We start from the raw sequence: 17,688 nt of genomic DNA on the forward strand, positions 1-17,688 counted from the left end.
TCCCCCGGCTGGCGGGGGAATTAAAGGGGGTGGCTTGTGCGCCGGCCACCCTCGAACTCTTCAATAAAAAACAAAAGTTTTCTTTTTACATTAGCCATATCATTCAAAACCTCTTCATTATCAAATCTAATTACCGCAAACCCTATTTGCTTCAATGCGTTTTCTCTTACTATATCATTTGCAGCAATATCTTCCCGCAGATGTATTAAACCATCTACCTCTATAACCAGCATTAATTCCTTGCACATAAAGTCGGCTATATAGTTTAATATTGGCCTTTGTCTTCTAAACTGATATCCTTTCAATCCTCTACCCCTCAGTATAAATTTCCAAATGCAAGCCTCTGCTTTGGTCATGCCTTTTCTATTCTGATTGGCAAAGTTTCTAAGCCTTGTATTGTAGTGCCATAGGTTTTCAGAATTCGCGTTATCCATAGTGTATAAAAAGATTAGAACCTTCCTACCACCCCCTAGCCCCCGCTAGCGGGGGACAAGTATAGCGCCAGAAAAGCATGATGTAAACTTTGCAATAGTAAAAACCCTACACTAGACTCATACAAGTAAGCAACCAGTGGTTCTCACCAAACAAGTAAGCATCCAATGTTCTCACCTTACAAGTAAGCAACTAGTCTCCCCCGCTTGCGGGGGAATTAAAGGGGGTGGCCTAGCAAACCCTGCAATAGCAACCCATACAAGGCGCCTACTGCACCATCCTCGTCAACACACTAGTCGTTCCCTCTTGCCCACGCGTACCAATGGCTATCGCACGACCGTAAATACGCTTCCCACTTGGCAAGTTTACAAACGTATATTCACGTTTAGATGAACCTTTAGAAATCCAGCTACTCTCTAAAGTCAAGGGTTCTTCTGTATATTCGAAAATGTAAGACTTAGCGTTTTCTACCGCCTTTACCGAAAACTTAACCTCTCCTGGGCTCATTCCATCTGCTAAAGCGAACTCTTGTGGTGGCGACAGACTTACAGCGTTATCACTCTCAGTTGCTAAATCAAAGCCCGAACTCACCAACTTTGAACGATTACCTTCTGCCATAGCTTCGATATTCATGCCCATCAAACGTAAACTGTTTAACAATGCTTCACGAGCATCGTTTTTTAACGACACCGCCACACGGTCTCTCGATGATGATGCTGTTAATGCGGTAGCAAAATCGCTAGCAACAATGATGAAATCAGCTAGTGTTGCCGTAATTACGCCAAAATTCGCATTCCCAGTTAAGGCTACAATAACGGCCTGTGCTTTCTGATCTAGTTTTGCATCGCCAAATCTCTGATAGTTTAAAATCAATTTTGAAATTTTCATGTTCGGTAAATTATAAATGAAGACTGCATTGCCTTCGAAGAGCAAACTACAGTTGCTAAGTGGTAATAGCAATTGATCCCGAACGGAAATGAAAGGATCGGAAAGGATTTGGCAGTATTGAATGGCATTGGAAGGATCGGAAAGGAATGGGAAGAATTTGGCAGTGATTATTGGGCAGCTAATTACACACTTTGTTTCTTAAAATACCCTTAACAATAGTAGAAAACCAGTTCCTGTCAATTTTGATTAGCTAATTATATGCGGAACAAAGGCTCATGTACCGCATACAATGACCCATGTACCGCATATAAAGGCCCATGTACCACATATAACGACGTATGTATCGCATACAATGGCTTAAATCTTGCATATTATTTCAATTATTTGCTATACAATGGTCAATGTACCGCTTGCAATTGCGTTTGTTCCGCATACAATGTCTATTGTTTGCGAAACAAAAAACAGATCTGCCTTTAAATTTAGTTTTTAGCCGCTACCAAAATTAAAAAGTTTCCCCAATCTACAAGTTGCTAATCGTTATACGCTCATAATTCTACATTAACCTTTACCATCTATTCACCTATAAAATTTATGCTATGAAAAAAAGAGACCTTTTCGTTCATTCGAACAACATTATGGAGTTATTGAGCTGTAAGGAAACTAAAAGCTTTCGTGAAATGCGAAAAATTAAGAAATTGTTAGGAATTACCGCTCCTAGACAAATAACAGTAGACCACGCTTGTTTTTATTACGGCATCACAGAGGAGCAATATTGGAGAACCCAACAGAGGGGCAATAAGGATAAACCAACTGATGGTGCAGGTTAATGTACTTGTGCATTTGGTTTTAAGCTTTGCTTAGGTTACCTTAGGTTTTAGTTGTAACGCTACTCTCTATAAATTACGATTACCTAATCTCTTTGGGGTTACGGTTTTCCGTATACAAAAGAAAAATAGAAGGTTTAGTTTAGTGTTAAAAGGTATCTGCATTGGGGCAACTTATGGCTAGTACAGGTAATTAAACAGTCGACTTTAATAAAGAGTGTATACAGGGAAACTGATAGTATAAGTTAATTTTTTAAACCAAATAAAATGAAAAATCTAATTTTAATCCTTTTAATGGTGTTTACAACACTCGTTGCTCAAGCACAAAACTGCGACGAAGTTATGAAGTCTGTAAAAGCAAGTGGAAATGGCACAACATATACAAGTTATAATAGTGATGCAATTTCCAAAGTAACCTTTTACGAAATTACTAACAATTATAAGTCTTACTATTTTGCAATTGTTTGTTTTAAAAAAGAATATTCATTTAGTTGTACAGAATACATTTATCAAGTTGCTTCAAATACGAAAATGTATTATTCAACAAACTATTTAAATAGTGCAGGTAAAGCTTTCTGGGAATATATACAACCTTATAATAAGAATCTAGGCTGTGCACCTAATATTAAATAAATTGAATATCTGTTTAAATTGAGTATTTATGATATCTTTTTTAAAAGATACACGTCACAGATGTGCATCAGCAAGGGGGATATTTAGTGATGAATCGAAGACATAATTAAATCTTTTATACTATGATAGAAATTGAATTTGGAGAAATTGTAAATGTTCCAATGAATCAAATTTGGCAACACGAAGAAAGACATTTTACTCCTTGGTTAGCACAAAATATAGAAAAACTTGGTGATGCTTTGGGAGGTCTACAATTACAAGTAGAACAAACAGAAATTTATGCGGGTTCTTTTCAACTTGATATTTTAGCTAAAGAAGTATCCACTAATAAAGTTGTTGTAATCGAAAATCAAATTTATAAGACCGATCATAAACATTTAGGTCAACTTATAACTTATGCATCATTTTTTAAAGCTGAGATAATTATTTGGGTTTCGCAAGAAATTACTGAAGAACATCGTTCTGCAATGGATTGGTTAAATAACAACACAAGTGATGATTTAGAATTTTATGCAGTTGAAGCAAATATAATTAAGATTGGAAATTCACAACCAGCATTAAATTTCAAATTAAAATCATTTCCAAATGAATGGTCAAAATCAAAACCAAATATCACAAGCCCTACATCTACTGAAACAGGTGATTTATACCGTGTGTTTTTTCAGAAGTTATTAGATGAGTTAAGAGAAACCCACCGTTTTACAAATGCCAGAACTGGCCAACCGCAAAGTTGGTATAGTTTCACTTCGGGGACAAAAGGGTGTACGTTTGGTTGTTCGTTTGCAAGAGGTTCTAAAGTAAGAGCAGAAGTTTACATTGATACTCCAAGTCAAGAGGCAAATAAAGAAATATTTAGAAGTTTCGAAAGTCAAAAAGCAGAATTGGAATATGAGTTCGGAGAAGAATTGATTTTCGAAGAACTTCCAACCAAGCGGGCTTCTCGAATTGCTGTTTACAGAGAAGGAGATATTTATACCGATACTCAAACATTAGAAGATATTCGAGCTTGGTGTATCGAAAAACTCTTGAAATTTAAGTCAGTTTTTGTAAATAAATTAGATAAGGAAATACAAAAGAACATCCAAGGCTAGCGCATGTATGTGGCGTGTGAAATAATAGTAAGATTTAGAAATTAAAGACCTTTGGAAAGGGTATGATTGATATTGAATATTTATAAAATACAAGTCACAAACGTGCACCAGCAAATGATTAAGTATTGGAGAAATAATTTATGTACTACAAAACTCAAATAGGTATTATTATTACTGTGACAATAGGTTGTCTTGTTGCCTTATTTTTGTTCTTTCAAAATAAACAAACTGATCAAAATAGCCCGATAAAAAAGCATACTATTGTCTCGTTGACTTATCGAACTAATAGAGGAAGTTCAGTGCAAATAAATCAGAACGGTAAGAACTATTTTATTAGAATTTCATTTGATGCAAACAAAATGTATAAGGTTGGGTCTGAAATAGGACTAAGATATAATGAAAAGTTTGATTATTTTTATATCCCTGACGGACAAAAAAGAGATAGTGGTAGATTAATTTTTCTTGGGATAATATTTATATTATCTGTAGTTCCTTGGAAAAGGATAACTCAATAAAATTAAAGAGCCCGTAGAAAAGGCATGATTAATATTGAGTATTTAAAATACTTAAATGGAGTCCACAGACGTGCACTAGCAAAACGAACAACCAATATAAACATTAAACAAAATGAGAAACCTAATTTTTTTCATGCACTCTTCCCTTGATGGTTTTGCAGCAGGGCTTAAAGGAGAAATGAATTGGACACATGTAGACGAAGAAATGTTTGACTTTGTTGCCACCCTAACAAACAACGTCGATATTGCACTTTATGGACGAGTAACCTATGAAATGATGCAAAGTTATTGGCCAACGGCTGGTGAACAACCAAACGCATCAAAACACGACAAAGAACATTCGGTTTGGTATAAAAATGTTTCAAAAATTGTGTTATCAACAACAATCAGCCAAGAAGGATTGGAGAACACCACAGTGATTAGCGATCAATTGGAAGACAACATCAACAACATAAAAAACCAAGACGGAAAAAATATCTTAATCTTCGGAAGTCCGAGAGCTTCTCATTCTTTATTAAGTTATAATTTAATTGATGAGTTTTGGTTATTTGTTAATCCCGTATTACTTGGAGAAGGAATTCCGCTATTTAAAAACATTAACGAACTCACTAAACTGAAATTGATAGAAACGAAAACATTTGCTAGCGGAGTAATTGCCCTTCACTACGAAAAGAAACGAAATTAATTATTCGTGAATACTAATAGCTATTGGATCAAGCTAAGCATGACGGTTGCACCCTGCTCGTCATTCCCGTGAAAACGGGAACCGTAAAGCGATAAAAAGCCTACTAACGCATTACGATACCCAGTCAAGCTGAGCATGACGGTTGTACTACTAATAACCAATGAACAATTGAACCAATGAACTAGTAAACCACTGTTCCAAAGAGCGTAGGGCAGACAGGAACGGTGGGCCAGCGTGAGCCTTAAGCGTGGAAGCATCGTTCCTGACTTGATTGTTTGCTTCTTTATCATCAAGGATAAAGAAGGAGCCACATCGGCGGCGGCGAGCCGAGGCAAGCCTGTGCGTTGGCAATTCTTAACCACATGACGGTTACACCCTGCTCGTCATTCCCGTGAAAACGGGAACCGTAAAACGATAAAAAGCCTACTAATGCATTACGATACCCAGTCAAGCTGAGCATGACGGTTGTACTACTAATAACCAATGAACAATTGAACCAATGAACTAGTAAACCACTGCCCCAAAGAGCGTAGGGCAGACAGGAACGGCGGGCCAGCGTGAGCCTTAAGCGTGGAAGCATCGTTCCTGACTTGATTGTTTGCTTCTTTATCATCAAGGATAAAGAAGGAGCCACATCGGCGGCGGCGAGCCGAGGCAAGCCAATGCGTTGGCAATTCTTAACCACATGACGGTTACACCTTGCTCGTCATTCCCGTGAAAACGGGAACCGTAAAACGATAAAAAGCCTACTAACGCATTACGATTCCCAATCGAGTTGGGAATGACGAGCGCAGAGCCTAATGAACAACTGAACCAATGAGCAATTGAACTAATAAACGATTGAACTAATGAACCGTTAGCTAAAGCAAACGGCAATGAACCAATGAACCAATTACTTAAACCTAATCGCCTTCAACGGACTAATCCTACTCACTAACATCGAAGGAATTAACAACACCACAGAACATATTACAATGGTAGCAACGTTTAACAACAACACATCTGTAAAATGTATTTCTATAGGCACATAAGACAAGTAATAATTAGTTTGGTCGAGTTTAAACACATGCGAATAGTATTGGAAATACGCTAACCCTAAACCTAATATATTCCCTAACACCAAGCCAATACCAACTAAGTAGATGGCGTTGTACAAAAAGATTTTCATTACACTATAATCAGAAATGCCCATGGCTTTAAGCAAGCCAATCATGGTGGTACGTTCTAAAATCATAATCAGCAAGGCAGTTACCATATTAATTACCCCAACAACCATCATTAAAAAGAGCAACACTCTGGTATTTACATCGAGTAAAGATAACCACGTAAAAATCTCTGGTGTACTTTCCTTCACAGACCTCGACCGTAGCTTGAGTTCTAGGTTTGCATACACATCATCGGCAACAGGTTTTAGTTTAGAGAAATCTTTTACCCTCACTTCCATCCCACCCATTTGATTGGGCAGCCAGTTATTTACACTTCTAATAATGTTAATATCGCCAATGGCAAAGCTTTTATCAATGTTTTCTATCCCAACACTATATACGCCGACTATTTTAAACTTTCTTATTTTAGGAGGGTTTTGCACAAAGTGCATTAAAAAACTATCACCCGTTTTAAGCTTCAATCGCTTTGCGGTATACTCCGATACTAGAATTTGATTCACCGAGCTATCGGCAAAGTCAATTACTTTTCCACTAATTAAATGCTTACGAATAAATTGCCAATCGTAGGTTTTATCAATCCCTTTAAAATTAATACCCTCTACTTCGCCATTGGCCGAAATAATAGCAGGCTTTGTAGCAAACGGGTAATAAGATTCTAAGTCGGTATTGTTTTTAAGGTAGTGCAGCGTAGTATCATTAGGCACAAAAGGCGACTTCTCAAAAGAACCATTCAAGTCGAAGCGGTAAATCTGTACATCGCCAATAAACCCTCGTACTTTATCTTGTATTTCGGTTTTAAACCCTTTAATAATGGCTATAGAAAGTATCATCACCGCCAAGCTCAGCATTACGCCCGCTATCGCTATCCGCACAATTAACTTGCTAAACGTACGTTCAGATTTTATGGCAATGCGCCTCGCTATGAAATATTCTATATTCAAATTTTATAATAAATTGTAACTTAGCAAAAGTGCTAATTCGATTTCGATTTAGCGTATAATTCTTTAAAAAACCTAGGAATGAAAAAAATTACTGCTGTTTTTACATCGATGCTTACCGTTATTGCTTTAACTGCTTGTGGGCAAAAACAAGAAAAAAGTATCAAGGAGGGCCCAACATTTGTTCATATAAGAATGAAAACTAAACCAGGAGAAATGTTTGCATTTAGAACTGGTGCCGAACAAACCGAAAAATACTTGCCTTTACTAAAAGGAAAACGAGTGGGCATGGTGGTTAACCCTACTTCTATTATTGGCAATGTAACTGTTGTTGATAGCATACTTAAACGAGGAGTAAACATTGTTAAAATATTTGGTCCAGAACATGGTTTTAGAGGCGATGCAAGTGCCGGTGTAAGTGTAGATGATGCGGTAGATACTAAAACTGGTATTAAAGCAATCTCTTTATATGGTAAACACAGTACGCCTACTAAAGAAGATTTAGCCGATGTAGATATCATGATTTTCGACATCCAAGATGTTGGCGTTCGCTTTTATACCTATATGAATACCTTGCAACACGTAATGGAAGCTTGTGCTCGTGATGGTAAGGAAGTGATGATTTTAGATCGCCCAAACCCGAATGGTTTTTACATTGATGGACCAGTTTTAGATCCTAAATTTAAATCGGGTATTGGTTTACAACCTATTCCTATTGTGCATGCCTTAACCTTAGGCGAATATGCGCACATGTTAAATGGCGAAGGTTGGTTAAAAGACAAAGTAAAGTGTAAAATCACAGTCATTAAAAATGCAAATTACAATCATGATATGCCGTATGTATTGCCTGTAAAGCCATCGCCAAATTTAAATACAGCACAATCTATTTTATTGTACCCAACAACCTGTTTATTTGAAGGCACGTATTTAAATCATGGTCGTGGTACACAATTTCCATTTACTATTGTTGGTGCACCTTACCTAAAAGGAAAATTTGATTTCTCGTTTACCCCAAAGAGCATAAAAGGAATGAGTGAAACTCCTTTATTTATGAATGAGGTATGTTATGGTTTAGACTTAAGAAATTACGATACCAATAACTTTAGAAAGACAAAGCAAATTAACCTAAGCTGGATTATTGAATTATATAAAGCATCGCCACGTAAAGAAGATTTCTTTAACAATAAATTAAGTGCCGAAGTGGGTACCATTGAAGCAAGAATTGGCGTTGGCAATTTCAGACAACAAATTATTGATGGTGTTTCTGAAAAAGAAATTAGAGCAAGTTGGGAACCAGGCTTAAGCCAATACAAAGAAATGCGTAAAAAGTATTTGCTTTATCCTTAGTTTTCTTGTCATTCAGAGCGTAGCGAAGAATCTCTATAAAGAAAGCCGCAGATGCGCAGATTGTCATCCTGAGCATAGTTAAAGAAAATCTGCGCATCTGCGGCTTAAATTTTTTCCTATCGGCTGGTGTCCCCACCTGCCGAAATACACTAAAACATTTCGGTCGGAGAAACACCAACCGATTGATTAAAAAGACAAAACTTAAAAAACAGAATGAAGATAGTTTTTATGGGTACGCCCGATTTCGCCGTCGCCTCATTGAGTGCTTTACAACACGCTGGCTTTACCATAGTTGGCGTAGTAACCGCAGCAGATAAGCCTGCTGGTCGTGGACAAAAACTAAACGAGAGCGCTGTAAAAAAGTATGCAGTAGAAAACAATCTAAAAGTTTTACAACCTTTAAAACTAAAAGACCCTTTGTTTATTGAGGAGTTAAAAACCTTACAAGCCGATTTATTTGTAGTGGTTGCTTTTAGAATGCTACCCGAAATAGTTTGGAATATGCCAAGCAAAGGTACCATAAACTTACACGGCTCTTTATTACCGCAATACCGTGGGGCTGCCCCTATTAACCATGTTATTATTAATGGCGAAAAAGAAAGCGGCGTAACTACCTTTTTCTTAAAACAAGAAATTGACACTGGCGATATTATTTTCTCTGATGCAGTAGAAATTACTGATGATGAAACCGCAGGTGATTTACATGATAAACTAATGGTAGTCGGTGCAAATCTATTAGTTAAAACAGTTAAAGCCATCGAGGCTGATGACTATAATGAAGTACCACAACCGCAAAGCGATGAATTAAAATCTGCTCCTAAAATATTTAAAGATTTTTGCAAAGTAGATTGGCACCAAGCTAACCAAACGGTGTACAATCACATTCGTGGCTTAAGCCCATACCCTACTGCGTTTACTACTTTAAATGATAAAACGTTAAAGATCTTTAAAGCAGAGCTGGAAGATAAAGAACCTGGCATTTCTACTGGAGCTTTCTTAACCGACGGAAAAACCTATTTAAAGTTTGCTACTAAAGATGGTTTCATTAACCTAACGGATGTGCAATACGAGGGTAAAAAGCGCATGCTTATTGATGAGTTTTTAAGAGGAATGAGGTTGTAACCTCAGCCTAACCTTCTTCTTGTCCCACACTCGTCATTCCCGTGAAAACGGGAACCGTAAAGCAGTTAAAAGATCATCGCATTACGTTCCCCAATCAAGTTGGGAATGACGGTGAGACGGTTTATAACCCTACCCAAACCACAACCCAAAAGAAAGAGCCCGAGCGGCGGCGAGCTAAAGAATAATAGCGAGAAAGATTGCTTCGTACCTCGCAATGACGACCGCCATAGCCATGGTGAGCTAAAAATAGAAAAAGACTTGCTATTGCATTACGATTCCCAATCGAGTTGGGAATGACTAGGCCGCCTTATAACAAACGAGCCTGCCAATTACAGCAAGCCCGTTATCCAATTTCATTAAAACTATCTATTATAAGCCTCAACAGCTCTTTCTATATTTCTTGATCCATTGGTCTGTATTAAATATCCGCCCAAACTTAGGCCAGCACCAACACCTAATAACAAGAAACTACCCGTATGGCTTTTAGGTTCATAATTTGGCATGTTTCCAAAAGTAGTACCCTTTTGTTTAAAAGCGCTCCCAGCAAATAATGTAACTGCACTAGCAATAAATGCTGCACCTGCACCTACATACATTACAACAGCAGTGCTTCTACTTTTTCGATAGGCTTCTAATAAATCCAGACTTTTCGAATTGTCTGCCATGTCTGCTTGGAGATTAGCGTAACTCACCTTCTTCAAATCAGAAAGCCCCTTATTATAGAACATTCTCGTGTCAACTGTCTGCCGGTTTCTGTCTCTAAATCTATAGTAATCTCTTTCATATTGAATGGGATCATAAACCGCTTGCTGATAAAGATTGATTTTCCCTTCAATAATTCTTTCCGAAAACGAAGATTCTCCAAAAAAGTTTAACTTCTTAGTGTTGGCAAAGAAACCATCTTCATTGTTAAAGAATTTAACCTGCTGCACAGGTATACGTCTGGAATCGGCTCTCAATATCCATGAGCCTGAGAAATCTGGTCGCAACCTAATCTTTTGAGCATAGACAATAGAGTCTGAATAGAGGTGTAGAAAATTTCTGGATTCGTTCGTTTGCGAACGAGCGTTTAGGCCATAGCAAGCCATAACGACGATGAGTAATTTTTTCATATCGGTTTACATTTGTGTGTGTTCAACAACACACAAATTGTATTCCGAAAAAGTGTTTGTAAATAATAAAATACATAAGGGAAATTAGCCTTGAAGCTATAAATAACTTCATTATACGTTAAGATTAAGCTAATCAAAAAGTTAGCATTTCGAACTATTTGTATCCTGTTCGTCATTCCCGTGAAAACGGGAATCATAAAGCAGTTAAAAGGTCATCGCATTACGATTCCCAATCAAGTTGGGAATGACGAGGCGGTCACTATGAAGGTCAAAGAAATAAAATTGCAGGACGTAATATGAAGGAGATTGCCACAGTCAGTGAAGAACCTCCTTCGCAAAGACGGACATGGGAGCAATAACGACCATCATACAACCTTTCCAAAACCACAACCCATTCCCAAGAACGAGGACCGGCCTTGTAGCATCCCGAAGGAGAAAGCATTAAACCGAGTGGCTTTTCGTCACGAGCTCAAACAAACAATTAAAAACAATAAACCAACTTGTTTAAACTTCAGCACAAAACGTTCAAAAACCACTTCCAAAACAATGAGCCTTTCGATCCTTCATCGAACCTGCTGCTTGTTGCCTTAAAAGTTTTGATTGCTTAATCCAAGAACCACGATTGCTCTTGAGGACAAAAAACAATATATACTACCGAAAAAATGATACTAAGCCTTGATTTTTGGTTACCTTTTTATCAAGAAAAAGGTAAGAGCCACTCGGTGGTGGTGAACCGAGGTAAGTCCAAGCGTTGGGAGAAAGAAAGTTCCTTCACTTCGGCTACGCTCAGTGCAAGCTAGCTCAGGATGACAAGTATGGAGATCTACACTCGTCTTTCCCGTGAAAACGGGAATCCTAAAGCAGTTAAAAGGTCATCGCATTACGATTCCCAATCGAGTTGGGAATGACGATAACACAACTTACACCAACCCATTTAACTTCGCACTTAACCCTTTAGAAACCTCATTAAAATACCGTTTCTTTCCATAACCCATCACCCATCTAATGCCACTACTAGCATTAGTTACAAAAACCTCTTCGGCTTCATTTAAAATCTCCGGATTAATTTGCGCTTCGATTAAAGACAAATCATGTGTTTTGGCTAACTGTAAAACTACACTCCTCATTACGCCTGCCACACAACCTTCGGAAAGTGCTGGTGTATAAATCTGCTTTTGATAGACAACAAAAACATTCGAGCTCGTGCTTTCGCACAAAAACCCATTCTGATTTAAAATTAAGGCCTCATCTAAACGGTGTTGCTTTTGAAACAAACCTGCCATTACATAGAGCAATGCATTGCTAGTTTTATAATTAGCTAATTTATTAATGGATTTAGTGATTTCATCATACACATCTATAATTAAACCTTTTTTGTTTAACTCGTATTGTGGTTGTTCTAATGGAATCGATTCTAGCAAATAACCTGCTTTGTTACTTTGGGGTGTGTATAACCCTTCGCCATCTCGGTAAATAGTCAAACGAAAACGAACGTTCCCATTAAACTTATTCTTTTTAAGGAGTTCAGCTGTTTTTTGTCGTAGAAAATATTCATCTAGCAAGGCATAGCCTTCCATCTTTAAGGCTTTCATTCCTGCCCTTAACCGATCTGCATGTTGCTCTGCAAACTGTAATTTTCCATTACACATGCGCATAGATTCGAACAGACCATCGCCAAATTTAAACCCACGATTACTTGCTTTTATAATGGCATGATCTGCCGCAAAAAACTCGTCGTTAAATAAAATATAGTGCGACATACATTACTGCGGTTGTAGCGAATAGTTTCGCCATTTAAGTAAAACAGCTTTAAAGTCTGCAGGCAAAGGTGCTTCAAACTCCATGTATTTTTTTGTGGTTGGATGTATGAAACCTAAACTTTGTGCATGTAAAGCTTGGCGAGGCATTAATTCGAAGCAGTTGCTTACAAATTGTTTGTATTTGGTAAACGTTGTTCCTTTTAAAATTTTATCGCCACCATAATTTGCATCGCTAAACAGCGGATGACCGATATGTTGCATGTGCGCTCTAATTTGATGCGTACGACCTGTTTCTAACTGGCAACTTACCAATGTAACGTAACCTAAACGCTCTAACACTGAATAGTTAGTCACCGACCATTTGCCTTTTTCTTCATCATCATACACATCCATTACAATGCGGTTTTTTAAACTCCGACCAATGTAACCTTCTACTCTACCGTCTTTTTCTATATCGCCCCAAGCTAGTGCAATGTATTTACGGGTAATGCTGTGATCAAAAAACTGTTTAGCCAATTTAGTCATGGTGATTTCGTTCTTGCTAATCAGCAAAAGTCCAGATGTATCTTTGTCTATACGGTGTACTAAACCAGGGCGACCATCATTACCTGGTAAAGTTGGTAATTGTTCAAAATGATAAGCTAAGGCATTAACTAATGTTCCGGTATAATTGTTAAAACCTGGATGCACCACCATACCCGCAGGTTTATTCACTATTAATAAATCAGCATCCTCATATACAATATCTATCGGAATGTTTTCTGGATAAACTTCTGTATCGCGTGGCGGATGTGCAAACACGATAGAAATTTCATCAAATGGTTTTACCTTATAGCTTGATTTTATTGTCTTTTTATTAACTAATACGTTGCCAGCATCAATTGCATTTTGAATTCTGTTTCGTGATGCATTCTCTAAACGGTGCATCAAAAACTTGTCAATACGTAGCAACGACTGTCCTTTATCTACCACAATATTAAAATGCTCAAATAAATCTTGTTCTTCCTCTTGCTCTGTAATATTGTTTTCCATGCCACAAAAATAGGATTAACAATTTGATAATCTTAAAAAAAACTTATTGGCTTGTTTTTTGTTTAGTAATCAGTAACGAACTCATTAGGCTTATGAAAACTTTTACTGAAAATGTTAAGATAGTACTCAATTTTTTTCCTTATCTGCTAAGAAAGATATACTTTCGTGATTGATAATCAAACAGATAAACAAAATGAAAAGAAAATTAACGGCGCTTAAATCTATAATGATTGTAAGCGCTTTTTTATTACCCTTAAATTTATTGGCGCAAGAAGATGTAGGTGACTTATTTAAGTCTAGCCCTGCTGATGCCACAAAACTCGTAGATGCATACATCAGTCCTCTTTTTAAGGGATTGGGCGTAGGCCTAAACTCTGGCTGGAATACTTCCGCAAAGACCAAAGGTTTTTTACGATTTGATTTACGTATTACAGGAACATTAGCATTTGTACCAACAAAAGATCAAACTTATAATGCAGGTAGTTTGGGTTTACAAAACATTAAACCAGCTATTGGTGCAAACGGAATAGGGCCAACTGCTTTTGGAGAGGATAGTGAAGGTTCTAAAATGGATATTTTGGTAAATGGCGCTCCTTCTGGTAAAACATTTAATTTACCACAAGGTACAGGTATACATTTCGTTCCTTCTCCACAAGTTCAATTAACAGTGGGTTTACCTAAAAACATTGATATTTCGCTTCGCTTAGTTCCAAAAATTAAATTAGGTGATGATGCTGGTTCAATTAATATGTTCGGTATTGGTGCTAAAGTAGAAGTGCTTCCATTAATTATGGGTAAGAAAGATAAATTATTACCTTTTGATTTAGCGGTTGCTTTAGGATTAACTAGATTAAATTATACTTTACCGTTGGATATTAATAATGGTAAATACACTAATCAAGAATTAGACATTAAAATAAACGGCTTTAGCGCAGATGCAATTATATCTAAAAAGCTATTGTTTTTTACTCCTTTTGCTAGTGTAGGTTTTAACACCTCTAAATCTAATTTAAGTGCATTGGGCACATATGATTTTGATGCGCCTACTATTGGTAATCCAAATGCTACACAAACTTATACTGATCCAGTAGCACTTAAGAACAATGATATTAGTGGTATGAAAGCTTCTGTAGGTTTTCAATTAAAATTAGCCTTCTTTAAAATATATGCTTCTTATACTGCAGCACAATACAGCTATGTAAATGGTGGTATTGGCTTTGGTTTTGGTAAATAAAATTTTAAATCATCACTAGAAAAGCTTCTCTTTGGGGAAGCTTTTTTTATTTAATGCAAATCTATAGTCCGGTACAGCAAATCAGTTTTCAATCGTTAACATCTGTGTATGTTAAACGAGATGATTTAATTGACCCTTATATTTCGGGCAACAAATGGCGTAAACTGAAATACATTTTGCAAGATGTAGCATTAAAAGGCAAAAACCATCTGGTTACTTTTGGCGGAGCTTATTCTAATCATTTAGTAGCTACGGCAGCAGCATCGGTAAGAGCTGGTTTAAAAGCTACCGCATTTATACGTGGCGAACAAGTAGAAAATGAAATGCTTTTGCTTTGCAAACTATTTGGAATGCAACTTATTTTTACTGATCGAGAAAGCTACAAGGATAAACAACAACTTTTCAACTCTCATTTTGGTAATGATAACCAAGCTTATTTTATTGATGAGGGTGGCGCTAGCGAAGAAGCTGTAAAGGGCTGTGCCGAAATTATAACAGAGTTAACATCGCATTTCGATTATATATTTTGTGCTGCAGGAACTGGAACTACTGCAGCAGGATTATTAAAAGGTATAAATGAAAAGCAGTTAGCTACTCAACTTCATGTTATCCCTGTGTTAAAAGGTGGAGATTTTATAGCCGCAGAGATTAGCAAATACGAAAGTGATGTAAGCAAATTACATTTACATACCGATTATCATTTTGGCGGTTATGCTAAAACAACTCCAGAACTTTTACAGTTTATGAAAGCATTTATTGCTGAAACAGGAATGTTGATTGATCCAGTTTATACTGCTAAACTATTTTATGCTATTTATGATTTAGCTCAGAAAAACTACTTCAAGAAAGATGCTAAGATCTTAGCCTTGCATACGGGTGGTTTGCTGGGTATTCTAGGAATGAAAGAGAAATTGTTTCAGGTTTAATTTTACCACCTAAGAAATCTAAGAGCGTCTTAGTAGGTGTACCCGTCATTCCCGTGAAAACGGGAATCGTAATGCGTAAAAAAACCTCCTATTGCATTACGATTCCCAATCAAGTTGGGAATGACGCAATGCTTAGATATCCTCAGATGTCTTAGGTGGTGGCATTTTAATAAACTAAGATGGCTTAACGTTAATCGCTCTCATTTTATGATTTTCGGTAGTTACTTCGAATGCCACTTCATCTAAAATCTCTACTTCATGTGGGCAATCTACCTTAGTAAACCCATACTCTATATTTGTACTACTATCTTTTATGTTGCCAATTCCTTTAGCAGAATTAAAACTGATTACCACTCCATATCTCATAACACGTTCTCTTTAAATGTAGGGTAAGGTAGGTATTATTTATTCAGGAAATTTTTAAATATTATCCTCTGGTTTTGAGCTTTTAAGAAGAAAATAAGTAAAAGCCTCCATCAATATTTTTCCACAATTTTTAAAAACAAATTGTTTTTTCAACAAAAACTAACTTTAAATCGTTTAAACCTAGTTTTTGCCTTTTAAGTTCAAATAGTGCTTAAATTTGATAATTAGGCACATTTTGTTACTTTTGAAAATACCAAAACTATTAAATTCTATGTATCAACTTAGTGTAGCACCAGACCAAGTAAATCAAACTTTACAACAACATATTTTAGCAGATGGTTTCGACCTAACCTATGACATGGAAAAAAGTAATGGTGTTTATATTTACGATTCGAAATACAACCGTAAACTATTAGATTTCTTTACTTGCTTTGCTTCTGTTCCCTTGGGTTACAACCACCCAAAAATGATTAATGACGAAAGTTTTAAGCACAACCTACTTTTAGCTGCTTTAGCAAATCCCTCAAATTCTGATGTTTACACGCAGCAATATGCTCAGTTTGTAAAAACATTTGGAGAAATTGGTATTCCAGATTATTTGCCTCATGCTTTTTTTATTGCTGGCGGAGGTTTGGCTGTAGAAAATGCACTTAAAGTTGCAATGGATTGGAAAGTTCAAAAAAACTTCGCTAAAGGATACAAAGAAGAAAAAGGATTTAAAGTTCTACATTTCGAGAAAGCGTTTCATGGTCGTACGGGTTATACCTTAAGTTTAACAAATACATTACCTGATAAAACGAAATGGTTTGCAAAGTTCGATTGGCCAAGAGTATCGGTTCCACAAGTAAAATTCCCTTTGGTTGATGGAAATTTAGCTACAGCAATAGAATCTGAAGAAGCCTCAATTGCACAGATTAAACAAGCTTTTGCTACACATAAAGATGATATTTGTGCCATAATTGTAGAACCAATTCAATCTGAAGGCGGCGATAATCACTTACGTGAAGAGTTTTTAATTCAACTTCGCCAACTGGCGGATGAAAATGAAGCTTTTTTAATATATGATGAAGTACAAACTGGCGTAGGTTTAACTGGTAAGTTTTGGTGTCATGAACATTTTAGTGAGCAAGCCCGTCCAGATATTGTAGCATTTGGTAAAAAGATGCAGGTGTGCGGTATTTTGGTTGGCAAAAAAGTAGAAGAAGTTGAAGGTAATGTTTTTAATGTACCATCTCGTATCAACTCTACTTGGGGTGGTAATTTGGTAGATATGGTTCGTTCTACACAGATTTTATCTATTGTACAAGAAGATCAATTGTGTAAAAATGCAACAGAAGTAGGACAATATTTAACCGAAAACCTAAATACACTAGCGCAAAAACACGATAAAATAAGCAATGTTCGTGGTCTAGGATTATTAGCTGCTTTCGATTTCCCTACAAAAGATATGCGCAATGCCTTTATCCAAAAAGGAATGGAACACAATGTGATGTTTTTAGGTTGTGGTAATCAGACTATTCGTTTCCGCCCTGCATTGTGCATGGAGAAAAAACATATTGATGAAGGAATGGAAGTAATGGAGAAGATTTTGCCAAGTTTGTAAGTTGTGTTATATTG

The 17,688-nt window shown here is 36.7% G+C and carries 17 protein-coding genes; 10 read left to right on the forward strand and 7 right to left on the reverse strand.

The genetic code is table 11. The features are described 5' to 3' along the window. Positions 1–20: 20 nt before the first annotated feature. Together GM921_RS08340 and GM921_RS08345 are read right to left on the reverse strand one after the other, a co-directional pair. The gene (locus GM921_RS08340; RefSeq protein ID WP_182922136.1) at positions 21–434 is read right to left on the reverse strand and encodes an endonuclease domain-containing protein; all 414 of its coding nucleotides are present in this window, start codon (positions 432–434) and stop codon (positions 21–23) included. Positions 435–699: 265 nt separating this feature from the next. Beyond that, positions 700–1,320 carry a hypothetical protein gene (locus tag GM921_RS08345; RefSeq protein WP_182922137.1) on the reverse strand — a complete coding sequence of 207 codons (621 nt, stop codon included), beginning with the start codon at positions 1,318–1,320 and terminating at the stop codon, positions 700–702. A gap of 596 nt (positions 1,321–1,916) precedes the next feature. Here GM921_RS08345 and GM921_RS08350 point away from each other — a divergent pair. From GM921_RS08350 to GM921_RS08370, 5 genes are all read left to right on the forward strand, one after another. Then, positions 1,917–2,147, forward strand: coding sequence for a hypothetical protein (locus tag GM921_RS08350; RefSeq protein ID WP_182922138.1), 231 nt, complete (start codon positions 1,917–1,919; stop codon positions 2,145–2,147). 264 nt (positions 2,148–2,411) lie between these two features. Next, positions 2,412–2,777 carry a hypothetical protein gene (locus tag GM921_RS08355; protein ID WP_182922139.1) on the forward strand — a complete coding sequence of 122 codons (366 nt, stop codon included), beginning with the start codon at positions 2,412–2,414 and terminating at the stop codon, positions 2,775–2,777. A gap of 122 nt (positions 2,778–2,899) precedes the next feature. Further along, entirely contained in the window at positions 2,900–3,868 is a 969-nt protein-coding gene (locus tag GM921_RS08360; RefSeq protein WP_182922140.1) for a DUF4268 domain-containing protein, read from the forward strand. Positions 3,869–4,008: 140 nt separating this feature from the next. Then, positions 4,009–4,383 (forward strand): hypothetical protein, encoded by a 375-nt coding sequence (locus tag GM921_RS08365; protein ID WP_182922141.1) that lies wholly within the window; start codon positions 4,009–4,011, stop codon positions 4,381–4,383. A gap of 112 nt (positions 4,384–4,495) precedes the next feature. Beyond that, a complete protein-coding gene (locus GM921_RS08370) occupies positions 4,496–5,068 on the forward strand; it encodes a dihydrofolate reductase family protein (RefSeq protein ID WP_182922142.1) in 573 nt (190 codons plus the stop codon). A gap of 892 nt (positions 5,069–5,960) precedes the next feature. Here GM921_RS08370 and GM921_RS08375 read toward each other — a convergent pair. After that, positions 5,961–7,175: an ABC transporter permease gene (locus tag GM921_RS08375; protein WP_182922143.1), complete on the reverse strand. Its 1,215-nt coding sequence runs from the start codon at positions 7,173–7,175 to the stop codon at positions 5,961–5,963. Positions 7,176–7,367: 192 nt separating this feature from the next. On the opposite strand from GM921_RS08375, the gene GM921_RS08380 reads away from it, so the two are divergent. Then, a complete protein-coding gene (locus tag GM921_RS08380) occupies positions 7,368–8,519 on the forward strand; it encodes an exo-beta-N-acetylmuramidase NamZ family protein (protein WP_235969808.1) in 1,152 nt (383 codons plus the stop codon). Between the two features lie 213 nt (positions 8,520–8,732). Continuing rightward, entirely contained in the window at positions 8,733–9,641 is a 909-nt protein-coding gene (fmt, locus tag GM921_RS08385) for a methionyl-tRNA formyltransferase (protein ID WP_182922145.1), read from the forward strand. Between the two features lie 362 nt (positions 9,642–10,003). Here the strand turns inward: fmt and GM921_RS08390 are convergent, their stop codons facing one another. From GM921_RS08390 to GM921_RS08400, 3 genes are all read right to left on the reverse strand, one after another. Further along, positions 10,004–10,753, reverse strand: a complete 750-nt coding sequence (locus GM921_RS08390) for a hypothetical protein (RefSeq protein ID WP_182922146.1) — start codon at positions 10,751–10,753, stop codon at positions 10,004–10,006. A gap of 920 nt (positions 10,754–11,673) precedes the next feature. After that, entirely contained in the window at positions 11,674–12,513 is an 840-nt protein-coding gene (locus GM921_RS08395; protein ID WP_182922147.1) for an aminotransferase class IV, read from the reverse strand. 3 nt (positions 12,514–12,516) lie between these two features. Further along, positions 12,517–13,545 carry an RluA family pseudouridine synthase gene (locus GM921_RS08400; protein WP_182922148.1) on the reverse strand — a complete coding sequence of 343 codons (1,029 nt, stop codon included), beginning with the start codon at positions 13,543–13,545 and terminating at the stop codon, positions 12,517–12,519. 193 nt (positions 13,546–13,738) lie between these two features. Here GM921_RS08400 and GM921_RS08405 point away from each other — a divergent pair, with 193 nt between their 5' ends. Next, complete coding sequence (locus GM921_RS08405) at positions 13,739–14,779, forward strand: DUF6588 family protein (protein WP_182922149.1); 1,041 nt, start codon at positions 13,739–13,741, stop codon at positions 14,777–14,779. Between the two features lie 53 nt (positions 14,780–14,832). Further along, positions 14,833–15,705 (forward strand): 1-aminocyclopropane-1-carboxylate deaminase/D-cysteine desulfhydrase, encoded by an 873-nt coding sequence (locus tag GM921_RS08410; RefSeq protein WP_182922150.1) that lies wholly within the window; start codon positions 14,833–14,835, stop codon positions 15,703–15,705. Positions 15,706–15,879: 174 nt separating this feature from the next. On the opposite strand, the gene GM921_RS08415 is transcribed toward GM921_RS08410, so the two are convergent. Then, a complete protein-coding gene (locus GM921_RS08415; protein ID WP_182922151.1) occupies positions 15,880–16,071 on the reverse strand; it encodes a cold-shock protein in 192 nt (63 codons plus the stop codon). 271 nt (positions 16,072–16,342) lie between these two features. Here GM921_RS08415 and lat point away from each other — a divergent pair, with 271 nt between their 5' ends. Further along, a complete protein-coding gene (lat, locus tag GM921_RS08420; protein WP_182922152.1) occupies positions 16,343–17,674 on the forward strand; it encodes an L-lysine 6-transaminase in 1,332 nt (443 codons plus the stop codon). Positions 17,675–17,688: the final 14 nt, after the last annotated feature.

Origin of the sequence: Pedobacter planticolens, assembly GCF_014172375.1 — a bacterium.
Classification (GTDB): Bacteria; Bacteroidota; Bacteroidia; order Sphingobacteriales; family Sphingobacteriaceae; genus Pedobacter; species Pedobacter planticolens.

What these genes read in the sequence shown, in the direction of transcription:
- GM921_RS08340 (WP_182922136.1), bottom strand. Translation starts at nt 434, where the DNA reads ATGGATAACGCGAATTCTGAAAACCTATGGCACTACAATACAAGGCTT.
- GM921_RS08345 (WP_182922137.1), bottom strand. Translation starts at nt 1,320, where the DNA reads ATGAAAATTTCAAAATTGATTTTAAACTATCAGAGATTTGGCGATGCA.
- GM921_RS08350 (WP_182922138.1), top strand. Translation starts at nt 1,917, where the DNA reads ATGAAAAAAAGAGACCTTTTCGTTCATTCGAACAACATTATGGAGTTA.
- GM921_RS08355 (WP_182922139.1), top strand. Translation starts at nt 2,412, where the DNA reads ATGAAAAATCTAATTTTAATCCTTTTAATGGTGTTTACAACACTCGTT.
- GM921_RS08360 (WP_182922140.1), top strand. Translation starts at nt 2,900, where the DNA reads ATGATAGAAATTGAATTTGGAGAAATTGTAAATGTTCCAATGAATCAA.
- GM921_RS08365 (WP_182922141.1), top strand. Translation starts at nt 4,009, where the DNA reads ATGTACTACAAAACTCAAATAGGTATTATTATTACTGTGACAATAGGT.
- GM921_RS08370 (WP_182922142.1), top strand. Translation starts at nt 4,496, where the DNA reads ATGAGAAACCTAATTTTTTTCATGCACTCTTCCCTTGATGGTTTTGCA.
- GM921_RS08380 (WP_235969808.1), top strand. Translation starts at nt 7,368, where the DNA reads ATGAAAACTAAACCAGGAGAAATGTTTGCATTTAGAACTGGTGCCGAA.
- fmt (WP_182922145.1), top strand. Translation starts at nt 8,733, where the DNA reads ATGAAGATAGTTTTTATGGGTACGCCCGATTTCGCCGTCGCCTCATTG.
- GM921_RS08390 (WP_182922146.1), bottom strand. Translation starts at nt 10,753, where the DNA reads ATGAAAAAATTACTCATCGTCGTTATGGCTTGCTATGGCCTAAACGCT.
- GM921_RS08395 (WP_182922147.1), bottom strand. Translation starts at nt 12,513, where the DNA reads ATGTCGCACTATATTTTATTTAACGACGAGTTTTTTGCGGCAGATCAT.
- GM921_RS08400 (WP_182922148.1), bottom strand. Translation starts at nt 13,545, where the DNA reads ATGGAAAACAATATTACAGAGCAAGAGGAAGAACAAGATTTATTTGAG.
- GM921_RS08405 (WP_182922149.1), top strand. Translation starts at nt 13,739, where the DNA reads ATGAAAAGAAAATTAACGGCGCTTAAATCTATAATGATTGTAAGCGCT.
- GM921_RS08410 (WP_182922150.1), top strand. Translation starts at nt 14,833, where the DNA reads ATGCAAATCTATAGTCCGGTACAGCAAATCAGTTTTCAATCGTTAACA.
- GM921_RS08415 (WP_182922151.1), bottom strand. Translation starts at nt 16,071, where the DNA reads ATGAGATATGGAGTGGTAATCAGTTTTAATTCTGCTAAAGGAATTGGC.
- lat (WP_182922152.1), top strand. Translation starts at nt 16,343, where the DNA reads ATGTATCAACTTAGTGTAGCACCAGACCAAGTAAATCAAACTTTACAA.